Annotated in this window: 15 protein-coding genes; 6 read left to right on the top strand and 9 right to left on the bottom strand. The window is 51.8% G+C overall.

Annotated features, from left to right (window positions below):
* Positions 1 to 51: 51 nt before the first annotated feature.
* Entirely contained in the window at positions 52 to 2,211 is a 2,160-nt protein-coding gene (locus SPICO_RS09895; protein WP_013739996.1) for an RCC1 domain-containing protein, read from the bottom strand.
* A gap of 590 nt (positions 2,212 to 2,801) precedes the next feature.
* Here SPICO_RS09895 and SPICO_RS07130 point away from each other — a divergent pair.
* The 6 genes from SPICO_RS07130 to SPICO_RS07105 are packed head-to-tail and all read left to right on the top strand — an operon-like array spanning position 2,802 to position 9,175.
* Positions 2,802 to 3,392 (top strand): ECF-type riboflavin transporter substrate-binding protein, encoded by a 591-nt coding sequence (locus tag SPICO_RS07130; RefSeq protein ID WP_013739995.1) that lies wholly within the window; start codon positions 2,802 to 2,804, stop codon positions 3,390 to 3,392.
* A complete protein-coding gene (locus tag SPICO_RS07125; RefSeq protein ID WP_013739994.1) occupies positions 3,389 to 5,104 on the top strand; it encodes an ABC transporter ATP-binding protein in 1,716 nt (571 codons plus the stop codon). The genes SPICO_RS07130 and SPICO_RS07125 overlap by 4 nt, the downstream gene beginning before the upstream one ends.
* Positions 5,101 to 5,955, top strand: a complete 855-nt coding sequence (locus SPICO_RS07120) for an energy-coupling factor transporter transmembrane component T family protein (RefSeq protein ID WP_013739993.1) — start codon at positions 5,101 to 5,103, stop codon at positions 5,953 to 5,955. The genes SPICO_RS07125 and SPICO_RS07120 overlap by 4 nt, the downstream gene beginning before the upstream one ends.
* Positions 5,952 to 7,409 carry a Sapep family Mn(2+)-dependent dipeptidase gene (locus SPICO_RS07115; protein ID WP_041395165.1) on the top strand — a complete coding sequence of 486 codons (1,458 nt, stop codon included), beginning with the start codon at positions 5,952 to 5,954 and terminating at the stop codon, positions 7,407 to 7,409. The genes SPICO_RS07120 and SPICO_RS07115 overlap by 4 nt, the downstream gene beginning before the upstream one ends.
* A complete protein-coding gene (locus SPICO_RS07110) occupies positions 7,406 to 8,257 on the top strand; it encodes an SAM hydrolase/SAM-dependent halogenase family protein (protein ID WP_013739991.1) in 852 nt (283 codons plus the stop codon). Before SPICO_RS07115 ends, SPICO_RS07110 begins: the two co-directional genes overlap by 4 nt.
* Before the next feature lie 57 nt (positions 8,258 to 8,314).
* Positions 8,315 to 9,175, top strand: coding sequence for an SAM hydrolase/SAM-dependent halogenase family protein (locus tag SPICO_RS07105; protein WP_013739990.1), 861 nt, complete (start codon positions 8,315 to 8,317; stop codon positions 9,173 to 9,175).
* A gap of 21 nt (positions 9,176 to 9,196) precedes the next feature.
* On the opposite strand, the gene SPICO_RS07100 is transcribed toward SPICO_RS07105, so the two are convergent.
* From SPICO_RS07100 to SPICO_RS07070, 8 genes are all read right to left on the bottom strand, one after another.
* Positions 9,197 to 10,396, bottom strand: a complete 1,200-nt coding sequence (locus tag SPICO_RS07100) for a winged helix-turn-helix domain-containing protein (RefSeq protein WP_013739989.1) — start codon at positions 10,394 to 10,396, stop codon at positions 9,197 to 9,199.
* Between the two features lie 120 nt (positions 10,397 to 10,516).
* A complete protein-coding gene (locus SPICO_RS09890; protein ID WP_013739988.1) occupies positions 10,517 to 12,835 on the bottom strand; it encodes an RCC1 domain-containing protein in 2,319 nt (772 codons plus the stop codon).
* Between the two features lie 407 nt (positions 12,836 to 13,242).
* A complete protein-coding gene (locus SPICO_RS09885; protein WP_013739987.1) occupies positions 13,243 to 15,369 on the bottom strand; it encodes an RCC1 domain-containing protein in 2,127 nt (708 codons plus the stop codon).
* A gap of 348 nt (positions 15,370 to 15,717) precedes the next feature.
* A complete protein-coding gene (locus SPICO_RS07085; protein ID WP_013739986.1) occupies positions 15,718 to 16,482 on the bottom strand; it encodes an SDR family oxidoreductase in 765 nt (254 codons plus the stop codon).
* A 273-nt stretch (positions 16,483 to 16,755) separates the two neighbouring features.
* On the bottom strand, positions 16,756 to 18,750 hold the full coding sequence (locus SPICO_RS07080) for an alginate lyase family protein (protein ID WP_013739985.1): 1,995 nt from the start codon (positions 18,748 to 18,750) through the stop codon (positions 16,756 to 16,758).
* The gene (locus SPICO_RS10405) at positions 18,747 to 18,926 is read right to left on the bottom strand and encodes a hypothetical protein (RefSeq protein WP_169310070.1); all 180 of its coding nucleotides are present in this window, start codon (positions 18,924 to 18,926) and stop codon (positions 18,747 to 18,749) included. The genes SPICO_RS07080 and SPICO_RS10405 overlap by 4 nt, the downstream gene beginning before the upstream one ends.
* A 3-nt stretch (positions 18,927 to 18,929) precedes the next feature.
* The gene (locus SPICO_RS07075) at positions 18,930 to 19,760 is read right to left on the bottom strand and encodes a carbohydrate ABC transporter permease (RefSeq protein WP_013739984.1); all 831 of its coding nucleotides are present in this window, start codon (positions 19,758 to 19,760) and stop codon (positions 18,930 to 18,932) included.
* Between the two features lie 10 nt (positions 19,761 to 19,770).
* Positions 19,771 to 20,682 carry a carbohydrate ABC transporter permease gene (locus tag SPICO_RS07070; RefSeq protein WP_013739983.1) on the bottom strand — a complete coding sequence of 304 codons (912 nt, stop codon included), beginning with the start codon at positions 20,680 to 20,682 and terminating at the stop codon, positions 19,771 to 19,773.
* Positions 20,683 to 20,704: the final 22 nt, after the last annotated feature.

Raw genomic sequence — 20,704 nt, 5'->3', positions numbered from 1 at the left:
ACCGACGACCTGTTGGTTGCGCGTGTGCGCCGGTATCTCCTCATGTTCCGGTCAGAAAACTACCTGTTCGGGTATGTTTTTGCTGGTTCCCTCCCCGCTGTTACCCAGACCCAGTTGACCATATTCGTTGTCTCCAGTCACCCAGAGCGTGACATCCTTCTTCACTATCATCGTATGGTAGTATCCAGCAAAAACATCCGCGACATCAGTCATGAAGTCATCGGGACTAGCCTTAACCCGCTCGGGTATGTTTCTGTTGGTTCCCGCCCCACTGTTACCCAGACCCAGTTGACCGTGAAGGTTGTATCCAGTCGCCCAGAGCGTCCCGTCCTTCTTCAGGATCAACGTGTGAGCGTATCCGGCGGAGACCGCCGCGACATCAGTCATTTTCACTAAACCATCGGTAGAAGCCCAGACCTGCACGGGCGTGCTTTTGTTATTCACTGTACCCGAAGTGCCGTCACCCAGTTGACCATAATAGTTGTATCCCGTCGCCCAGAGCGTCCCGTCCTTCTTCAGGATCAACGTGTGATTGTATCCGGCAGAGACGGCCTTGACATCAGTCATGAAGTCGTTGGGAGCGATACTTGCCTTGACCTGTACGGGCGTGATTCTGTCGGTCGTAGTGCCGTCACCCAGTTGACCATAGCCATTCTGTCCAGTCGCCCAGAGCGTGCCGTCCTTCTTCAGGATTATCGTGTAATAACCTCTGGCGGAGACAGCCGCGACATTCTCCATGACATACACGGGCGTGCTTCTAGCGTCATTATCACCGACACCCAGTTGACCCTGAGAGTTGAATCCTGTCGCCCAGAGCGTCCCATCCTTTTTCACTATCATCGTATGGAAGTATCCGGCGGAGACTTCCTTGACATCAGTCATGAAGTCGTTGGCGGCGGTACTGGCCTTGACCTGCACGGGAGTAGTTCTGTTGGTCGTAGTGCCGTCACCCAGTTGACCCTCTCCGTTGGCTCCAGTCGCCCAGAGCGTGCCGTCCTTCTTCAGGATCATCGTGTAATAATTTCCGGTGGAGACAGCCTTGACATCAGTCATGACCTGCACGGGCGTGCTTTTGTTGTTCGAATCACCTGAAGTACCGACCCCCAGTTGACCAAAATTATTCCGTCCTGTCGCCCAGAGCGTGCCGTCCGTTTTCAGGATCATCGTGTGGAAATTTCCGGCGGAGACTTTCTTGACTCCCAGCTTGACAGCAGGGGCGTTTATGCCGTCCCCGGTGTCCCAGTCCTGTATCTCAATCTCAATAGCGGCAACGGCGACTTCATTGTCATTGGTATTGAGCGTCATGTTGTAGACATGCTGCTTGCCTTTGTCAAAATGAATCTTGCCCTGGTCAGAGGTCGCTACGGAATTCGCTGCCCATGTGTATGTATCAGAGCCCAGGGTAAATTCCAGTTTCAAAGCATCCAGCAGGACATCTGAGTGAACCACAGGTATCAGTACCGCTTCAAACCTGCGCTTGCCCGCATCCTGCTCTGCTTGGCTGAGGGTGTGGGAGATGTTCTTCATGATGATTCCCTCAACGGAACTTGTGACTGACAAGGCTCCGGTATCCAGGTTGAACGTGCCTTGCGTGCTTGTGCCTTCGACCATAGCAGAAAGTACGCCACCCGTGATGGCGTCCGCATCGACGGTCGTGCTGGGAGAGATGTTGACAATCAGGCGGGAGAACATATGGTCAAGCTTCAGATGCACCGTCGAGGTATTGTTCTGTATGTTGTCGGTGCGTCCCCACAGGAAGTCAGCCGTCCCGGTCATCTGTTCCGAGGAACTCCGGTTGATGTCTATGTCCACGGCCGTAGGGTCAGAGATGTTTTCATCATAGGGATAGTAGGCGATGAAGTCGAACGTGTCGTTGGCATTAGCGGCAATGTCATTCCACTTCAAGGTGTTGGCATTATCAACAGGAGAGAAGCCGGAAGTCTGGGAGGCCATGTCAGCCGTGTAGTGTCTGTTTGCACGTTCTGAGGCGGCAGTAGCTGCCGTGCCGGTACCATGTTCCAGCATGTAAATGCCGACGTCATCATCGGCTTGCCATTCGGAATTTGCGGTGGCCTTGCGCCCTATCTCCGTGGAGAAGCGCACTGCATTGGTATGTGAAACATTCAGTTTGTTGTCGCATGAAATAAGGGCGACAAGTAGCATCAGAATGGTCGTAAGAACCACAAAACCTGACCTGCTAGATTTGTTCATATGCAGCTCTTTCAGATTTCCTCTCTCTCTCTCTCTCTCTCTCTCTCTCTCTCATGTCTGCTCCTTTTTCCTTGAAAAAATGTCACACGTAGTCAACCATGCAGGGTTGATGATTGGCATCAGTGTAAACGTAGTGATGGCAGAAAGCTATTACCCAAAGGTATGATTTTGCATGAAAAGCAGAGAAAACCATATAATACTTTCGGGTTATTTGGTGATTTTAGATGTTAATAGCGGTCGTTGATTCGTTTTTAAGCGTGTAAAGGTCTATGGAAACTGAGAACATGGGAAAGGAGAATGACGCAAAACTTTTGTGACATGTCCGACTTTTTTTGACTCTCACCAACGCTTTGTATGAGCAGATTATGGTGGATTATAGTGGAATTTTTTATTTCCCTGTCGGAGCATCAATTTTTTGAAAAAGCGGATTGAGAATTTAATTCATACTAATTAGAGATATTTAATAATTTTTTACGTCAAGTTCTTGACATAGGAGATAATACTCTGGATACTATCGGACATGTGCGGTGTTATCGCACGGGACACGTGAAAAAAGATTCGGCGGAGAGACTGAATCGAAGGGGTGAAGGATGAGTGACGAAAAGAAGAAGACTATCGGCCAAGTCCTTGTCGGGACGTGGAATACTCAGACAATAGTCGCGATTGGCATTGGCGCCGCGTTGTTCGGTGTGCTGATGAATTACGGCGGCATCCCTATATTCACCAATACCCGGCTGACCACCGCCCAGCTCGTCCCGGTATTCGTCGGAGCGCTTTTCGGGCCGCTTCCGGCTTTTGTCGCCTCCACAGTCGGAAACATCATAGCCGACCTGATTGGTGGATGGGGCTATTGGTTCGACTGGTCCATCGGCAATGGCGTGCTTGCCTTCTTCGTCGGTCTGCTTCCTGTCTATGGCGCGGACATCAAGAATGGCATCTTCACTGCGACACAGGCAATCATCTATGCAGTCATCGCCCTCGTGGGCAATGCCATTGCTTTTGGTGTCGTGACTCCTGTACTTACCGTGCTTTTCTATGGTGGTGAACTGAACATCACTTTTGCACAGTCCCTGTTTGGAGGTCTTGCCAATGTCTTGGTTCTCGTGGTTCTTGGCATACCTATCCTGTTCCTGTTGGCAAGCAGATATGCCAAGGGAACGAACCTGAAAGAAGAGGAATGAGCAGCCTTCCGGCCATAGAGTTCCGCGGTTTCAGCTTCCGTTATAAATCGCAGACTGAGCCTACACTGCATGACATAGACCTTACGATAGGTCTGGGTGAGAAAATACTCATCCTCGGACCAAGCGGAAGCGGCAAATCTACTCTTGCCAACTGTATCAACGGCCTTGTCCCCTTCTCGTTTGAAGGGGACATTTCTGGTTCTTGCGTGGTCATGGGACAAGAAACCAGGAAGTCCAGTCTTTTTGAACTAAGCAAGCATGTTGGGACGGTGCTTCAGGATTCTGATGCCCAGTTCGTCGGGCTTTCCGTGGGAGAGGACATTGCCTTTGCGCTTGAGAATCGGAATACACCCCGGCAGGAAATGCTCACCAGGGTTCGTGAAGCGGCGGAAATCGTCGGGATGGAGGACTATCTCGTCCATGTCCCCTACCAGCTTTCCGGAGGACAGAAGCAGAAAGTCTCTCTTGCGGGAGTACTCCATGATGATGTGGACATCCTCATATTCGACGAACCGCTGGCTTCCCTGGACCCGCGCGCGGGCATGGGTGCCATCGAACTGATAGATGCCATCCACCAGCGGGGAAAGACCGTTGTCATCATTGAGCATCGCCTTGAAGATGTCCTGTACAGGAATATCGACCGCATCATCATGCTTGACAAGGGAAGGATTGTTTTCAACGGCATTCCTGACAACCTTCTTGCCTCGGACACATTGGAACGTTACGGTATCCGGGAACCCCTCTACATCACCGCGCTCCGTTATGCCGACTGCCATGTTACGGAAGCGGACAGGCCATCGTCCATCCATACCCTGGATGTGAGCCGGTACGCCGACAAATTGAAGGAACACCAGAGGCTGTCTCTCCCTCCCGCTCCGTCCGTCACGGGAGAAATGGTGGTGTCTGTGGAAGGGATGTCCTTTGCTTATGAGAAAGACTTGGTCGTCAAGGATGTTTCGTTCTCAATCAGGAAAGGGGAGAAGGTCGCTTTCATTGGAAAGAACGGGGCAGGGAAATCGACGATGGCCAAGCTGCTGTGCGGCATCGTCCGCCCTGGGAACGGTTCCATCACGCTGGGGAACATTAATGCGTCCAGCCTGTCCATCAAGGAAATAGGGAACCGCGTCGGGTATGTGATGCAGAATCCCAACCAGATGCTGGTCAAGGACATCATCAAGGATGAAGTAGCCCTTGCGTTGACTTTGAGGGAAAGACCACAGGAAGAAAGCGATGCCGTGGTCAGTGAAACCCTCCGTATGTGCGGACTGTATGGGATGCGCAACTGGCCTGTCTCCATGGTGAGCTATGGTCAGAAGAAACGTGTCACCGTGGCATCCATCTTGTCCACCCGCCCCGACATCATCATCCTGGATGAACCGACCGCAGGACAGGACTATCGACATTACACGGAAATCATGGAGTTCCTTGATGTTCTGAACCGGGACTACGGAATCACCATCATATTCATTACCCATGACATGCATTTGGCCATTGAGTATACTGACCGTGCCGTCGTTTTTGCGGACGGGGAGAAGATTGCTGATGATGCAGTCTTCAAGGTTCTTGCCAATGATGATGTCATAGGGAGGGCGAATCTCAAGCAGACTTCACTCTATACGCTGGCTATGCGCTTGGGGATTTCACCGGAGGCTTTCATCCAGCACTTCATTGCCTATGAGACTCGACTGCGGAACAGGGAGGGAAGCATATGAACAACCGGCTTCTCATCAACATGATTCCCGGAGATACATTCCTGCATAAACTCTCCGGAACCACGAAGGTACGTCTGTTTGTCATCCTGATGGTGTATCTCATCATGTCGTTCGACCTCAGACTGTTGGTACCTCTTTTCATCATCTGCCTCATAGGGTTGTTCTCCTTGAAGCCGAACTGGCGCATTCTCAAGCCTTTCTTTGTCATCGTGCTGTTGATGAACCTTTTGAACATCGTCCTTTTCTGGGTGGCTGATCCCGCAGTCGGGGAACAATGGGTGGGACGGACGCGAACCATTCTTTTTTCAGTGACGCCCCGTCTTTTCATCAGCAGAGAAACCCTCTGGTACCTTGCTGTGCGTATCTTCAAGATGTACACATCATTCCTCGTGTCCTTGGTTTTCATTCTTAGCATCGTGCCCTCCGAGCTTGCCGCGGGATTATATTCCATGGGCGTTCCTTACAAGATATGTTCCGTTTTTTCCCTTGCTTTCCGGTATATCCCGGATATCGGGCGTGATTTCCAGAACATCAAGATATCCATGCAGGCTCGTGGCGTGGAGATGGACAGCCGCAGGATTTCCCTGATGAAACGGCTGAAGCAGACGACATTGATTCTCGTCCCCCTGATAATCACATCCTTTGACCGCATCGGTACAATCAGCAACGCGATGGATCTCCGCGGTTATGGAAGGTTGAAAAAAAGGTCGTACTACAGCGAGCATGAGCCGACACGCTCGGACAAGGTTTTTTTCTGGCTGACCCTTGCCCTTGGGCTGTTCTGCCTGTACTGGGTTATAGTCCGTAATGTCCTCATCCCAGGTCATCAGATGTGGTATCCTTACGCATGATGGACGCATACTCCTTCCTCCCTCTTGGATTCCTCGCCGATTTACGCGCCTTGCTCCGCATCCCGTCCGTGTACGATGGCGCGACTTCTGATGCAGCCCGACCATATGGAGCTGCTGTCGCGGATGCCTTTGCTTATGTCCTTGGGATGGGCAGGAGGGATGGTTTTTCTGTTGCCGAATATGACGGACATGTCGTTTCAATCAGCCTGCCCGGAACGGGAGAAGGGCGCATCGATGTCATTTCACATGTCGATGTCGTGGAGCCGGGTACCGGGTGGTCCCGCAATCCGTTCGGAGCGGAAATCGAGGGAGATATCCTCTATGGGCGGGGTACTCAAGACATGAAAGCTCCCTTCCTGGTCACGTATTATACGTTGAAAGCAATCAAGGAGGCGGGCATCCATCCCAAGCGGGAGTTGCGGCTGGTCATAGGAGGGGATGAGGAAAGAACCATGGATGACATGGTACGGTATGTGAGGAAGGCCGGAACGCCTGATTTCGCCTTCACTCCGGACAGTGCCTTTCCTGTGTGCCTGGGAGAGAAGGGAGCTTTGATGTGGCGCATACAGGGAAGCGTGCAGACCTCTATTGAACAGTTCGAGGGAGGGGTACAGTGCAATGTCATTTCTCCTGCCGCCCGCGCCGTCATCCGTTCCTCCGCCACGGAAACGGAGTATCGGGAGGCTTTTTCTTCCCTGGAGATTTTCCGTGACGGGGGAGTGGAGGGAAGTGTCCGCAGCTTGCCGTCAGACCAGATATCAGAGCGGACATCAGAGCGAACATCATGCCGAATCGAAGTCAACGTGAAGGGAATTGCTGCCCATGCTTCGCGTCCGGAAGATGGACGCAGTGCCACTACAGCACTCTGCGCCGCTATAGCACATGTGGAAGATGATGATTTCGCCCGCTTGGTTGCTTCCGTGTTTTCAGACCATTACGGAGCCGGAGCGAATCTTTCCCGCGACATCCCTCCTATGGGCAGACTGACCATGAACCTTGGCATCCTTCGGCTGAAAGAAGGGAAAGTATACGGGGAAATCGACTGTCGCTATCCCTACGGCGTCACATCTGGTGAGCTGACAGCTCTTTTGCAAAGTGCCTGTCCCCATCTGGAGATATCCTTGGATTACGATGCGCCGCCTACCCTTGCGGACGCGGCATCTCCCTTTGTGACAGCCCTGGCAGACATATACAGGAAAGCTACGGGAGACGAACAGTCAGCACCCTTTATCAGTGGCGGCGTCACCTATGCGAAAGTCGTGCCACGATGCGTGGCTTTCGGCCCGCTGATGCCGGGAGGCGTTTCCTTGGCACACCAAGTGGATGAGTGCATCGACCTGAAGGACATCTCTATCCTGCTACGCATATACGGAGATGCCATGGTGTCTCTTGCCACTATGGACAGTGACGATTACAGTTTCAGTGATGAGTTTCAGGGAGAAAAGAAGATATGAGCGGTACAAAGAAGCCAATGCTTGTCTTTCAGACAGATTTCACGTACAAGGAAGGAGCTGTCAGTGCCATGTACGGGGTGGTCAAGAGTGTTGACAGAACCCTTGAGATCATCGATGGCAGTCATGAGATTCCCAAGTACGATACATGGAGCGCGTCATATCGGCTTTTCCAGACCGTCCGCTTTTGGCCAGCGGGAACTGTCTTCGTGTCGGTAGTCGATCCTGGAGTAGGAACCCCACGCAGGGCATGTGTAGCCCTGACGGAAAGCGGGCATTATATTGTGACCCCGGACAACGGAGCATTGACTCACCTCGATGTTTCACCAGGAATCATACAGGTGCGGGAAATCAATGAAAAGGTGAACCGCAGACCCGCAAGCTCCGGAACCAATGTATTCCATGGTCGGGATCTTTTTGGCTATTGTGCCGCCCGCCTCGCTTCCGGCATCATCAGCTTCGAGGAAGTCGGATCTGAATATCCTGTTTCCCGGATTGTGCGCCATCCTCTGGTGTCTTCCACGGTCGAGGGAGGTGTCGTCAGCGGCATCTTTGAAATCGGTGATCCGAATTTCGGCAATCTCTGGACAAACATTCCCCGGAAGCAATTCACCCAAGCAGGTTTTGCTTTCGGCGACAGGCTACAGGTGACTGTTTCCCATGGGGACGCCGTTTTTTTCTCCCAAATCGTCCTTTTCCAGTCATCATTCGGATATGTCACCAAGGGAGAACCCATCATCTACGTCAATGAGATGGAACGCATAGGCTTGGCTTTGAACCAGGATGATATCTGCGCTCGTCATGGTTTGCATTTCGGGTCGGATTGGATGGTCAGCTTTGCACGACCTTAAGTTTCACAGCTTGCTGGCCGCTATTTTCTGGCCACTACCTACAGGAGGGAATGAAAAATGAAAATGAACAGGACGCTGGTTTTTCAGACTGATTTCGGACGTACCGATGGAGCTGTCGCCGCGATGTATGGTGTCGCGCTGGACATCAACCCGGAATTAAAGATATTCGACCTGTCACACGAGGTTCCTCCTTACCATATCTTTGAGGCATCCTACAACCTTGTCCAGACTCTCAGCTACTGGGCGGAAGGCACGGTCTTCATATCCGTGGTGGATCCAGGGGTAGGGACGGACAGGAAAAGCATTGTTGTCCGGACAAGGAGCGGCCATTTCGTCGTGACACCGGACAACGGTACTCTGACTCATATTGCCAAGGATGTTGGCATAGAGGAAGCGCGGGAGATAGAGGAGAGCCTCCATCGGCGACCTGGCAGCAGCGAATCCTATACGTTCCATGGCCGCGACCTGTATGCGGTCACGGGCGCAAAACTCGCTGCGGGACTTATTCCCTTTGATGCTGTAGGGCCTGTTCTTCCGCTGTCCTCGCTTGTCATCCTTCCTACCACCCAGACTGAAATCCTGCCTGATGAGGTAAAGGGGAGCATTGACGTGCTTGACGCGCGTTTTGGTTCTCTGTGGACAAGCGTGGAAAGAGAGGCATTCTTGACCCTCGGTCTGAAGTTTGGGGATTTGGTTGATGTCAGCATAACCGGCCAAGGCACTCCGATGTACCGTAGCACGATAGTCTATTGTCATAGCTTCGGCGATGTTCCTGCCGGGCATCCTCTTGTCTATGTCAACTCCCTCTATCGCATGGGTGTGGCCATCAACCAAGGGAGCTTTGCCAAGGCATACAATATCGGTACCGGTCAGGGCTGGAAGGTATCGTTCAGGCGTGCCGGGGATGACAGGAAATAATAGAAAATAACGAGCAACAAACTAGCTCCGTGCGGTGTGTTGTACATCGATGCAGCCATTGAAGGCCGCGAACTTTTCGAGTCGCTTTTCCAACGCGGCGGTGAACTGCCGTCGGTTGTCCTTGCCGGAGGATGAGAAGGTTTTCTCCGGCCAGAAGCCCTTCACGGCAAGGACTTTCTGCTTCCGGTCCGCCGTCATTTCTATCCGCCCAATGAATTCACCGTTCCAGAGGACCGGAAGGACATACCATCCGTATTTCCTGTCCGCTTGGGGCGTGTAGATTTCCCACTTGTATGAAAAACCAAAAAAAGCTTCGATCAGTCGTCGATCCCACATGATGTTGTCCAGCGGAGCGATGAATTCAAGTCTCCGGACTTCATTCTTTTTCGTGATGCACGTCTGCAACAGTGGTTCATCTTCCCGGCGTATGTACAGGACATCCTTGAGTCCGTCAATGTGTACAGGTATGATATCCCCTCTTTGTTCCAGGAGGCTGAACGCGGCTTTACGCGTTTCCCCTGACATGCCCATGATGGCCAGCCACGCGTCTGATGGTCTGTTCCAGAGCATTCCTACTGCTCCTATCCTGCGTTTCACATGCCATGCCACATATTCTCCGTCATGGGGATGTGGTTCTGATACGTTCAGTATTTCCGCAGGGATGTGTTCCCGTGTGGGCGCATAGTGCTTGATTGTGCCGACCTTGTGATGGATGATTAGGTCTCCCTGGAAATACAGTGCTTCCAGCGCAGCCCGTGAAAGTTTCGTTGGTGCCCATGACCAGTCTACTTTCCCCGGAATATCTGCGTCCTGTGAAGTGAGTACGCCTCCGTTGTCCGCAATCTGGCGCAGGATTTCCGCGCAGGCGTTCCGGATGGTTGGAGTCAGGCGGGGGTGTGCGCGGAAATATTTTCTCATCCTCTCGAAATACGGCCAGTCTTCAATGGAGAAGATAGCCATGTTCTTGTCAAAGTAGTCAACGAGGCGGCGGTTGTCGTACAGTTCATTATACAGCCATGAGGGTCGGTAATCCGGTATCCGGGCTTGAAGGACGAGATCAGCGTTCCGCCCGCAGCTATCCACAGGGTCAAACTGTATGCATCCCGCCTGGCGGACAAACCCGATGATTCCCTCATGACCCTGGAAGCGTGGTTCCCCGACCAAACCGTGGTAGGTGAGAAGGAAGTTCTTGGCATGAGCTGGAGAAATTCGTAGGTTCATGGATGGCCTCGCATGTACGATTTTTTCCAGCATGACAGAAACAAGGTCGCTCATGCAACAGTTCCACCGGCTTTTCTTTCTACCACGGTATTTGGTTAGATTCTTTTACACGTTGGCCTATCAGAATATAATCTGCACGGGCGTAATTCTGTCTGTCGTAGTGCCGTCACCCAGTTGACCATGTTTGTTGAATCCAGTTCCCCAGAGCGTCCCGTCCTTCTTCACAAACAGCGTGCAAACCCCATCAGTGGATACTGCTGCGGCATCAGTCATGACTTGAACGGGCGTTAATATATCAGCCGGATCGGTGATGTCAAACTGAGGATGATTGTCTCCTGTCGCCCAGAGCGTCCCGTCCTTCTTCAGGAATATCGTGTTGCGGATTCCGCCAGAGACTGATGCGACATCAGTACCCATGATGGCCATGACTTGCACGAACGCGGGTTTGTCGATTATATCATTGACACCCAATTCGCCATGATCGTTGCCTCCTGTCCCCCAGAGCGTGCCGTCCTTCTTCACGATAAACGTGTGATAGCTTCCGGCGAAGACTTCCTTGACATCAGCCATAACCTTCACGGGTGTGCTTATGTCTGTCAGAGAGCCGTCACCCAGTTGACCAGATGTATTGAATCCAGACCCCCAAAGTGTACCGTCCTTCTTCAGGAACATCATGTGATGATGTCCGGCGGAGACAGCCGCAACATCAGAACTGACCTGTACGGGCGTGCTTTTGTTGTTCAGATCACCTGAAGTACCATCACCAAGTTGTCCATATTCGTTCTCCCCTGTCGCCCAGAGAGTGCCGTCCTTCTTCAGGATCATTGTGTGCCAGAGTCCAGCGGAGACTTCCTTGACATCATCCATAACCTTCACGGGCGTACTTCTGTCTGTAAGGGAGCCGTCACCCAGTTGTCCACGATCGTTGAGTCCTGTTGCCCAGAGCGTGCCGTCCTTTTTCAGGATCATCGTGTGATAGATTCCGGCGGAGACAGCCGTGACATCAGAGTTGATTTGTTTAGGTGTGTTTGTTGCATTCTCAGTGGTACCATCACCGAATTGACCAAAGGCGTTGTTTCCTGTTGCCCAGAGCGTGTCGTCCTCTTTCAGCATCAGTGTGTGATAGCCTCCGAGGGTGACAGCTTTGAGTTTCACCGCCCAGAACGTATACAGTGTCACGTCATGAGCAGGCATGGTGAAGGAGTCACCTGCGGAATACCGGACTCCCGTGCCGTCAGACGTCGTATTCCATCCCCCGAAGTAATAATGCCCGGTTTTATCCAGTGTCCCAGAACCTGGCACCGTGATTGGACTTCCGGCATGAGCGTACATCTTTCCCGGAGCCGTGCCGCTTGTCGCGTTATTGCCATCAAAGGAGAGGCAGTACACCTTGAGCGCGTCTGTGTTTATACTGTCCCCGGTGTCCCAGTCCTCGATTCCAATTTCGATTGCGGCGACGGCGACCACATCGTCAGACGTATTCAGGGTCATGGTGTAGACATGCTGTTTGCCCGCGTCAAAGTGAATCAGGTGTTTATCTTTGTCCGCTACGGACGTCGCTTTCCATGTGTATGCAGTATCAGTGCCACTACCATCAGTCAGGACAAACTCCAGTTCCAGGGCATTCAATAAAGCAGTGGAGTGAGCCGTAGGTATCAACACACCTTCAAACTGGCGCTTTCCTGCGGCTCTTTCCATGGCGGTAAGCGTGTCGGCGGAAATGTCCTTCATGCGGATAGGCGCACCATTGCCAGGAACAGATACGGCTCCAGTATCAAGATTGATCGTGGCTTGTGTGCTTGTGCCTGTGACCGTGACGGTGAATCCACCGGTGGCAGCATTGATAGCCGTGGCGTCAACAGTCGTGCTTGGCTTGATGGTGACCAGCAGACGGGAAAGAGCGTGGTCAAGTTTCAGCCGTACCGTTGAGGTATTGTTCTGGACACCGCCAGCGTATGTGCTCACGTTCTTGCTATGCCCCCACAGGAAGTCCGCCTTTCCGGTATCCTGTTCCCCGGTACCAGCCGAATAGATATTAATGGGCAGGGCGGTGGTATCAGCGATGGATGATGCATAGGGATAGTAGGCGATGAAGTCAAAGTGTGTAGTGGCAGGGTTGGAGATGTCATCCCACTGTAAGGGGTGGGAGACATCAACAGGAGTGAAGCCGGAGGTTCGGGAGGCTATGTCAGCCTTGTAGGGTTGGTTGGCACGCTCCGTGGCGGCATAAGCTGCCAGGGCGCCATGATTCACCATGTAGATGCCGACTTCGTCATTGGGTTCCCAGCCGGAGTCAGCGGAGGCTTTGCGTCCTATCTCCGTGGAGAAGCGCACGTCGGTGGCGTGCGAAACACGCACTTTGCCCTCGCATGAAACAAGAGCGACAAAGAGAATCATGATGCTCATAAGAATTGTAATAATTAATGTATTCTCTCTCATGGTTGTTTTCCTCATTTTCTTTGAGAAGACGGCATAAGCCATCGACCATGTATGGTTAATGGCTGGAACAGTGTAGGTCTGGTTATGGTCGTTGAGGTATTACCCGAAAATACGATTTTTCGAGGAAAACATATAATACTTATTAACTATTTTACGCTTGAAGATATCAATATCGTTTATTGATACGGTTTCTGGCGTGTATTTCCCAGGAAAACAGCGAGCGTGAAAAAAAGGGGAATCCCGTAACCTTTTTCGTGCCATTGGTTCCCCGTTTTTTGAAAATTTTCCCACTCTGCTCCCCATGCAAATGACACGTAGCCATGAGGAGTGGCAGGGAGATGTGGTCGGCGCAACGGAACGGCTTGTTAATCGTTCGACGTGTGCGCCGGTATCTCCTCATGTTCCGGTCAGAAAACTACCTGTTCGGGCGTGCTTCTGTTGCTTGCGGAACCGCTGTCACCCAGACCCAGTTGACCAAATACGTTGTGTCCAGTCCCCCAGAGCGTGCCGTCCTTCTTCAGGATCATCGTATGGCTCCATCCGGCGGAGACAGCCGCGACACCAGTCATGACCTGCACGGGCGTGCTTTTGTTGTTCACTGCACCCGAAGTGCCGTCACCCAGTTGACCATACTGGTTGGATCCAGTCGCCCAGAGCGTGCCGTCCTTCTTCAGAATCATCGTGTAACTGCTTCCGGCGGAGACTGCCGCGACATTAGTCATGAAGTCGTCGGGAGTGGTACTGGCCTTGACCTGCTCGGGCGTGCTTTTGTTGGTTCCCGAACCGCTGGTGCCTAGACCCAGTTCACCATAATAGTTGAATCCAGTCGCCCAGAGCGTGCCGTCCTTCTTCAGAATCATCGTGTAACTGCTTCCGGCGGAGACTTCCGCGACATCAGAACCCATGAACGAAACCGGCACGGGCGTGCTTTTGTTTTCATTATTACCGATCCCCAGTTCTCCAGCACTGTTCCATCCAGTCGCCCAGAGCGTGCCGTCTTTCTTCAAAATCATCGTATGCTCCAGTCCGGCGGAGACAGCCGCGACACCAGTCATGACCTGCACGGGCGTGCTTCTGTTGGTATTATCACCGACACCCAGTTGACTAGAATCGTTGTATCCAGTCGCCCAGAGCGTGCCGTCCTTCTTCAGGATCATCGTGTACTCATTTCCGGCAGAGACGGCCGCGACATCAGTCATGAAGTCATTGGGATCGGTACTAGCCTTGACCTGTACGGGCGTGCTTCTGTCGGTCGTAGTGCCGTCACCCAGTTGACCCTCTCCGTTGTATCCAGTCGCCCAGAGCGTGCCGTCCTTCTTCAAAATCATCGTATGGTTCTCTCCGGCGGCGACAGCCGCGACATCAGTCATGAACCCGGAACCATCGGTATCATCCTTGACCTGCACGGGTATGCTTCTGTCATCCGTAGTGCCGTCACCCAGTTGACCAAATCTGTTGTCTCCCGTCGCCCAGAGCGTGCCGTTATTCTTCAGGATCATCGTGTGATAACTTCCGGCGGAGACGGCTCGGTATGGTTTGAACGTAGCAGCCCCGTTCACGCCGTCCCCGGTGTCCCAGTCTTGTATCTCAATCTCAATAGCGGCAACGGCGACTTCATGAGCATCCGTGTTCAGCGTCATGTTGTAGACATGCTGCTTGCCTTTGTCAAAGTGAATCTTGCCCTGGTCAGAGGTCGCTACGGAATTCGCTGCCCATGTGTATGTACCAGCGCCAGCACCACCGCTCAGGGTAAACTCCAGGCTCACGTTAGCCAGGGCATCAGTGTTGTCCACAGGTATCAGCACAGCCTCGAACCTGCGCTTGCCCTCATTTCTTTCAGATTGAGTAAGGGTGTCGGAAATGTCCTTCATGACAATAGACTCAATGACACTGGCAGCATCCAAGGTTCCGTCATTCAGATTGATTGTGGTCTGCGTGTTCAAGCCTCTGACCGTAGCAGTAAATCCACCGGCGGCATCATTGATAGCCGTAGCATCAACGGTAGTGCTTGGGGAGATGTTGACAATCAGGCGGGAGAGCATGTGGTCAAGTTTCAGATGCACCGTCGAGGTATTGTTCTGTACATTGTCGGTGCGTCCCCACAGGAAGTCAGCCTTTCCGGTGTCCTGTTCCCCGGAACCCGGATAGACATTTATGGGTAGAGCCGTGGTATCAGTGATGGGTGACACGTAAGGATAATAGGCAATGAAGTCGAACGTGTCGTCGGCATTATCGGCAATGTCATTCCACTTCAAGGTGTTGGAGGCGTCAACAGGAGAGAAGCCGGAGGTCTGGAAGGCCGTGTCAGCCGTGTAGAGTTTGTTTGCACGTTCCGGGGCGGCAGTAGCTGCCGTGCCAGTACCATGTTCCAGCATGTAGATGCCGACTTCATCATCAGCTTGCCATTCGAAATTTGCCGTGGCTTTGCGTCCGATTTCCGTACTGAAACGCACTGCATTGGTATTTGAAATATTCAGCTTGTTGTCGCATGAAATGAAGGTGATAAGAAGCATCAGGATGGTCAGGAAGACCATGACGCTTAGTTTACTCTCTCTCTCTCTCTCTCTCTCTCTCTCTCATGGTATCTTTTCCTTTCTCCGTGAAGAAGATGATGACATGCCAGCTTACGCATATGGTAGTAATTAGAAAATAGTATAAACGTACTGACGTCAGAAAGCTATTACCCAAAGGTATGATTTTGCAGGAAAAGCAGAGAAAACCATATAATACTTTCGGGTTATTTGGTGATTTTAGATGTTAATATTGTCTATTGATTCGTTTTTAAGCGTGTAAAATGGAAAAATATAGACAATGAGAAAAAGACCGGCCACGTGGACCGGTCTGTCATCCTAATGTCGAAATTCATGATGTCTGCATGAAATCTAGATGGTCGTCCAGCCACCATCTACGGTGAGCAATTGTCCGGTGGTGTAGGACGAAGCATCGGAGGCAAAGTAAATCAAAGCACCGTCCAATTCCCCGTCACGTCCGGGACGCCCCATAGGACAAGAAGTCTCAATGAGCTGACGCATGCCTTCATTGGCCAGCAAGCCGCCTGTCATTTCGCTGGGGAAGTAGGCAGGTCCGATGGCGTTGACAGTGATACCCTTCTTAGCCCATTCGTTTGCCAAAGCCTTCGTCAGCATCTCTACGCCACCCTTTGTGGTACAATACGCGGTAAGAGGCAGCCCCTTCATGGCAACAGTGCTGTGGATTGAGCCGATGTTGATGATCTTGCCATACTTCTGCTCAAGCATCACTTTGCCAGCTTCACGGGCAAAGTAATATACACCGTTGATGTTGACGTTCATCATGGTCGTCCACAGCTCATCGTCCTGGGCCTCGGCAGGACCGGCAAGAGCTATGCCTGCGTTGTTCACCAAGATGTCAATTCTGCCGAACTGCTTCTTCACTTCCGCTACGACAGAGGCAATGTCGGAGCTTTTGGAGACATCGCACTTCAAGGCAATGCTCTTTACTCCCAGTGACTCGATCTGCTTCTGTACATCCTGCAACTTCTCGACACGGCGGGCGACGACGGCTACATCAGCTCCCTGCCGTGCCAATGCCAAGGCAAACTGAACACCGAGACCGGAAGATGCTCCGGTGACTATCGCTTTTTTCCCTGTCAGGTCAAACAATCCCATGTTTTACTCCTTTACCATATATCTCAATGGCATCTGATGTCGATAGTAAAACATCGATAGGGAAGTGTCAACGATAGCAAACTTCCTCTAGCACCTTTTAGTACCCTCCAGTATCTCTTTATGTCTCTTTTGCCGGAATGATATTGGCTTCCGGTGGCCGGGACAGTTGTCCAGAAGGAAGAGATGTCGCTCCCGCCTACCGTATCCGCGCAGGCAAGGACATAGAGGTTTCTTTCATCGTTAGTCGGTAATGGAAGGTATTCCCATGATGGTTCACCATTCCAGACATGTGCCATGGGGCGATGTGCCAATGAAGACCTGAACTCTCCCATAGCCTTCCTGTCCGTTGCAACGGTATAGGTCAACTTCACCGATTAAATCTTCTTCCACTACCATCACTGTATATTCATCCGAACCATAGCTTATGGCCATTCCCAGGGACAGCCTGTCGTCCAGTTCCGTCTGCTTCCGTGCAAAGGTCACCGGTCGGGTGCTTACAGCAAGAGGTCGGAGGTCATCAGTCAATGAGAGCGACAAGACGGCGGCCTGAACCATGGAACGATTCAGATGCGTCATGCTGCGTATCACAGAACCTTCAGTGATTTCATTGTATGCCGGAGAATATGGTGCGTTTTCCAGTGTCACGCTTCCGTGACGGATCAACGCCATGTTGCCTGAAACGGTTCTGCCTGAAATGCCGAATACAGCCCCTTGTTCAAGCCTGGTGTCAGGATCAAGGAGGATGTCAGAATTAAGCCGGATGTCAGGATGAAAATGGAATGAAGATGTCACCACCGTGTCAGTAGTGTCAGTAGTGTCAGTGGAAGAAGGGCAGTGGAATATATCCACCACGACAACCACATGTTCGCCCAGACGCAGTACTTTCCGTTCCACATATATGCCATGGGAAACCAGATAGCCCAGATGCCCGCCTGATGCGCAATCCATGTCCTTTTCCGTCCGGATGGATTTCTTTACTGGAAGGGCGACGCGACCGAATGACCAGGTTCCGGTGGGTTCTGTAAACGATTGGTTCCCGATTACAGGAGTGTTATGAGCCAACGCGCCTTTCAGCTCCCATCTGATGGGAATATCCCTGTACGTGTACCGTCCGGAATCCACCCATACATCCTCTCCTTCATATGAGACATCCACATGCAGGAGGTCGGCATGTCCATGTCCGCTGCCAAGGGAACCGCAGGAAAAATGGACATCGAGGTGTTTTCCCCGTAAAAAGAAATGGCCGCTGTCTGGAAGGGAAACGCTCATTCTCTGAAGCTGGGGTTCCAGGGCATCATAAGCCGTGACTTGGGCAGGAGAACAGAAGAAAGGATATAAGTCGGCGCCGTCGTCACCGGCAATGGCTTTGAGTCCGGGGTTTCCGGTAACGGCAGCGGCAAATGCCATCAGGTCACAAGCATTGATTGCATCGGTATCACCATGAGTATAGAGCATACCATCTTTTTTCATGAAGTAGGAAAATGCTACCGCCATAAGCTCCGTTCTCCGGGCAAAATCCGGAGGCAGGGGAATCTCTTGCTGGCAGGCGACATTGACAACGGACAGATAAGCTCCCAGGACTTCTCCTGTATACATTGGACTTTGTTCCCAGTGTGAACCATCAGCGAAGACTGCCAGACTCATGTTGCGTACCAGGCGGTCAAGGGCGACCTTCCGCAATCCATCATTTTGAAAATAGACGGCCAGAAGGAACAACCCTTCGTCTTGAAGGACTCCCCAGTTGGATATCTCATGGAAAGTATCGTGCGCGTCCACAAGGTACTGCATGTGCTGTCGAAGCGAATTTTCCATGGCATCCAGAATACCCGGAGGCAGGGAATCACCGATGAGATGGAGGGAAAGAAGCCAGTTCCTGACCCGTATCCCAGCTTCCAGGCTCCGCCATGTGGTTTTGCGGCTCTCAGGACAAAGCGGACAGGAAGAAATCCAATCGGATATCAGATGGATGAACGAAGTCTTGTAACGTAAGTCCCCCGTGTACCCGTAAGCCTTGGCAAGGACTGGCAGGAAACCATGGCGGTTCATCTGATAAAGCCATTCGTCATCATCTCCGTGCCGGTACGTCCAGTCCGGTTTTCCGGGAAACTGGACAGGATCGGTGCATCGTTCCATATCCCATCGGGCGGTGAAAGTGAAGATGCCATCGGCGGCAAGATCCGCGTCCGCGCAGGTGCTTGAGACAAGTTCCGGCTTCCGGGAACGAATCATTCCCATGATACTCTTGGGATCATTGAGCCATATTTTCATAGTACCCTCTTTATTCGTCTGTTCTCTTTGTTCGTCCGTTCCATATTGTCCATAGGCGGATAGATGCCTTCTACCAAAGTGGATGCCTTGAACGTGTCAGTGTATCCGGGAAGGTTGCCCCTGGTGATGTCCACGGCCTTTCCCAGGTGTCGTTGAAGGGGATGAACATGTTCCACGGCTCATACCTTCAGACCGCTGGTGGCGACGCCTTGGACAAAGAACTTCTGGAATCCGACATACATGATGAATACGGGGATTAACGCGACGAGCGAGGCCGCCATTATTAGATTGTATTCAGCTGAATACAGGGAAATGAACATGCGGATGCCCAGCTGTATTGTCTTCAGGCTTGTGGAATTCAGGTAAATCATCGGACCCATGAAATCATTCCATACCGTCACAAAGCTGAAAATCGTGAGTGTCGCCATTGCTGGCTTGGACAGGGGAAGCACGATGCGTGCGTAGATTCCATATTCGGACAGCCCGTCGATACGCGCCGCTTCCATCAGCTCATCTGGAATTGACTGGTAGAACTGCTTCAAGAGGAATACCCCGAAAGCGGTGAAGCTTTGCATGAGGATGAGCGCAACATGGGTATCTATGAGACGGAATTTCTGCATGATGATGTACTGGGGAAGCATGTATACTTGCCAGGGGATGGCTATGGTGATGATGTAGCAGACAAAGAGAATATCCCTGGCCTTGAATCTGCATTTTGAGAATCCATATGCGGCAAAGCTGGACGTGAGCAGCTGGATAATCGTTATCAGTACGGTAAGCTTGGCACTGTTGAACGTGAACAGACCCAGCGGTATCTTGCGCCATATCAGGGAGTAGTTCTTCCACAGGGGATTATCGGGAATCCACTTGATGGGTATGCTGAAGACTTCCATTTCTGGCTTGAGGGATGCTGAGAACATCCAGGCGAAAGGCAGAAGGGTAACGACGGTAATCAAAAGCAGGATTACGTAGAAGATATATCGTGTGCTGAGCTTTTTTCTTTCTATCATGGCGTCGCTCCTACAGGAAATCATTGAATTTCTTTTCTGCGCGGAACTGTATCACCGTGATGGTTCCGACAATCAGGAAAAGAATCATGGACGCCGCGCTCGCCTTGCCGAAATTCCACGCGGTGAATGACTGGTCGTAGATATAATTTGCCAGGACTTTGGTAGCAATGCCGGGGCCGCCGCCAGTCAATACGAAAATCAAATCAAAGACCTTGAAGCTGTTGATGGTCAGCATCATGAATACAAAGAAGTGGCTGGGCGTGAGCATGGGCATGGTAATCTTCCAGAATTTGTTCCAGGCGTTGGCGCCATCAATGCTTGCCGCTTCATAGAGGGACTGAGGTATGTTCTGTAACGCGGCAAGGTAAATGAGCATGAAATATCCCATGTTCTTCCAGACGGAGACAATGATGATGGCAGGCATGGCCCACGCGACGCTTGCGAACCAGCCGGGAGGATTGGCTATGCCAGCCAGGCGGAGGAACGCATTGATTGGTCCTGCGTCTTTCATGAACATGGCATTCCAGACAGCGCCTACCGCGACAATCGAAGCCACATAAGGGAAAAAGACCGCTGATCGGAAGAAATTGGTTCCTATGACCTTCCGGTTGAGCAGTACGGCCAGCAACAGGGCCATCAGCATGGAAAAGAAGACGGTGAAGACAGAATATGTGAAAGTGTGGGAAAGCGCGGCCTTGAATACCCGGTCGCTGAATATGCCGGAGAAGTTCGCGAAGCCAATGATTTTCATTGCGTTGAAACCGTCCCAGGAAGCGAAGCTCAGGATGAAGGAGAAAATGACGGGAATCAGGGTGAAACAGGCGAATCCAATGAAATTAGGCAGGATGAAGGAGATTCCGACCAATGTATTGTGCCTCTCAAGGGACATTCTTTTACGGTCATGGTGCTGTGTGGTGTTCATAAAAGGTATCCTATAGTGACGA

The organism is Parasphaerochaeta coccoides DSM 17374 (assembly GCF_000208385.1).
In the GTDB taxonomy this organism is placed as follows: domain Bacteria; phylum Spirochaetota; class Spirochaetia; order Sphaerochaetales; family Sphaerochaetaceae; genus Parasphaerochaeta; species Parasphaerochaeta coccoides.
Note: the sequence above shows the minus strand (reverse complement) of the source record. Positions and strands in the feature narration are given on the sequence as shown.

What these genes read in the sequence shown, in the direction of transcription:
- SPICO_RS07085 (WP_013739986.1), bottom strand. Translation starts at nt 16,482, where the DNA reads ATGGGATTGTTTGACCTGACAGGGAAAAAAGCGATAGTCACCGGAGCA.
- SPICO_RS07070 (WP_013739983.1), bottom strand. Translation starts at nt 20,682, where the DNA reads ATGAACACCACACAGCACCATGACCGTAAAAGAATGTCCCTTGAGAGG.
- SPICO_RS09895 (WP_013739996.1), bottom strand. Translation starts at nt 2,211, where the DNA reads ATGAACAAATCTAGCAGGTCAGGTTTTGTGGTTCTTACGACCATTCTG.
- SPICO_RS07125 (WP_013739994.1), top strand. Translation starts at nt 3,389, where the DNA reads ATGAGCAGCCTTCCGGCCATAGAGTTCCGCGGTTTCAGCTTCCGTTAT.
- SPICO_RS09885 (WP_013739987.1), bottom strand. Translation starts at nt 15,369, where the DNA reads ATGGTCTTCCTGACCATCCTGATGCTTCTTATCACCTTCATTTCATGC.
- SPICO_RS07120 (WP_013739993.1), top strand. Translation starts at nt 5,101, where the DNA reads ATGAACAACCGGCTTCTCATCAACATGATTCCCGGAGATACATTCCTG.
- SPICO_RS09890 (WP_013739988.1), bottom strand. Translation starts at nt 12,835, where the DNA reads ATGAGAGAGAATACATTAATTATTACAATTCTTATGAGCATCATGATT.
- SPICO_RS07100 (WP_013739989.1), bottom strand. Translation starts at nt 10,396, where the DNA reads ATGAACCTACGAATTTCTCCAGCTCATGCCAAGAACTTCCTTCTCACC.
- SPICO_RS07115 (WP_041395165.1), top strand. Translation starts at nt 5,952, where the DNA reads ATGATGGACGCATACTCCTTCCTCCCTCTTGGATTCCTCGCCGATTTA.
- SPICO_RS07080 (WP_013739985.1), bottom strand. Translation starts at nt 18,750, where the DNA reads ATGAAAATATGGCTCAATGATCCCAAGAGTATCATGGGAATGATTCGT.
- SPICO_RS07075 (WP_013739984.1), bottom strand. Translation starts at nt 19,760, where the DNA reads ATGATAGAAAGAAAAAAGCTCAGCACACGATATATCTTCTACGTAATC.
- SPICO_RS07130 (WP_013739995.1), top strand. Translation starts at nt 2,802, where the DNA reads ATGAGTGACGAAAAGAAGAAGACTATCGGCCAAGTCCTTGTCGGGACG.
- SPICO_RS07110 (WP_013739991.1), top strand. Translation starts at nt 7,406, where the DNA reads ATGAGCGGTACAAAGAAGCCAATGCTTGTCTTTCAGACAGATTTCACG.
- SPICO_RS07105 (WP_013739990.1), top strand. Translation starts at nt 8,315, where the DNA reads ATGAAAATGAACAGGACGCTGGTTTTTCAGACTGATTTCGGACGTACC.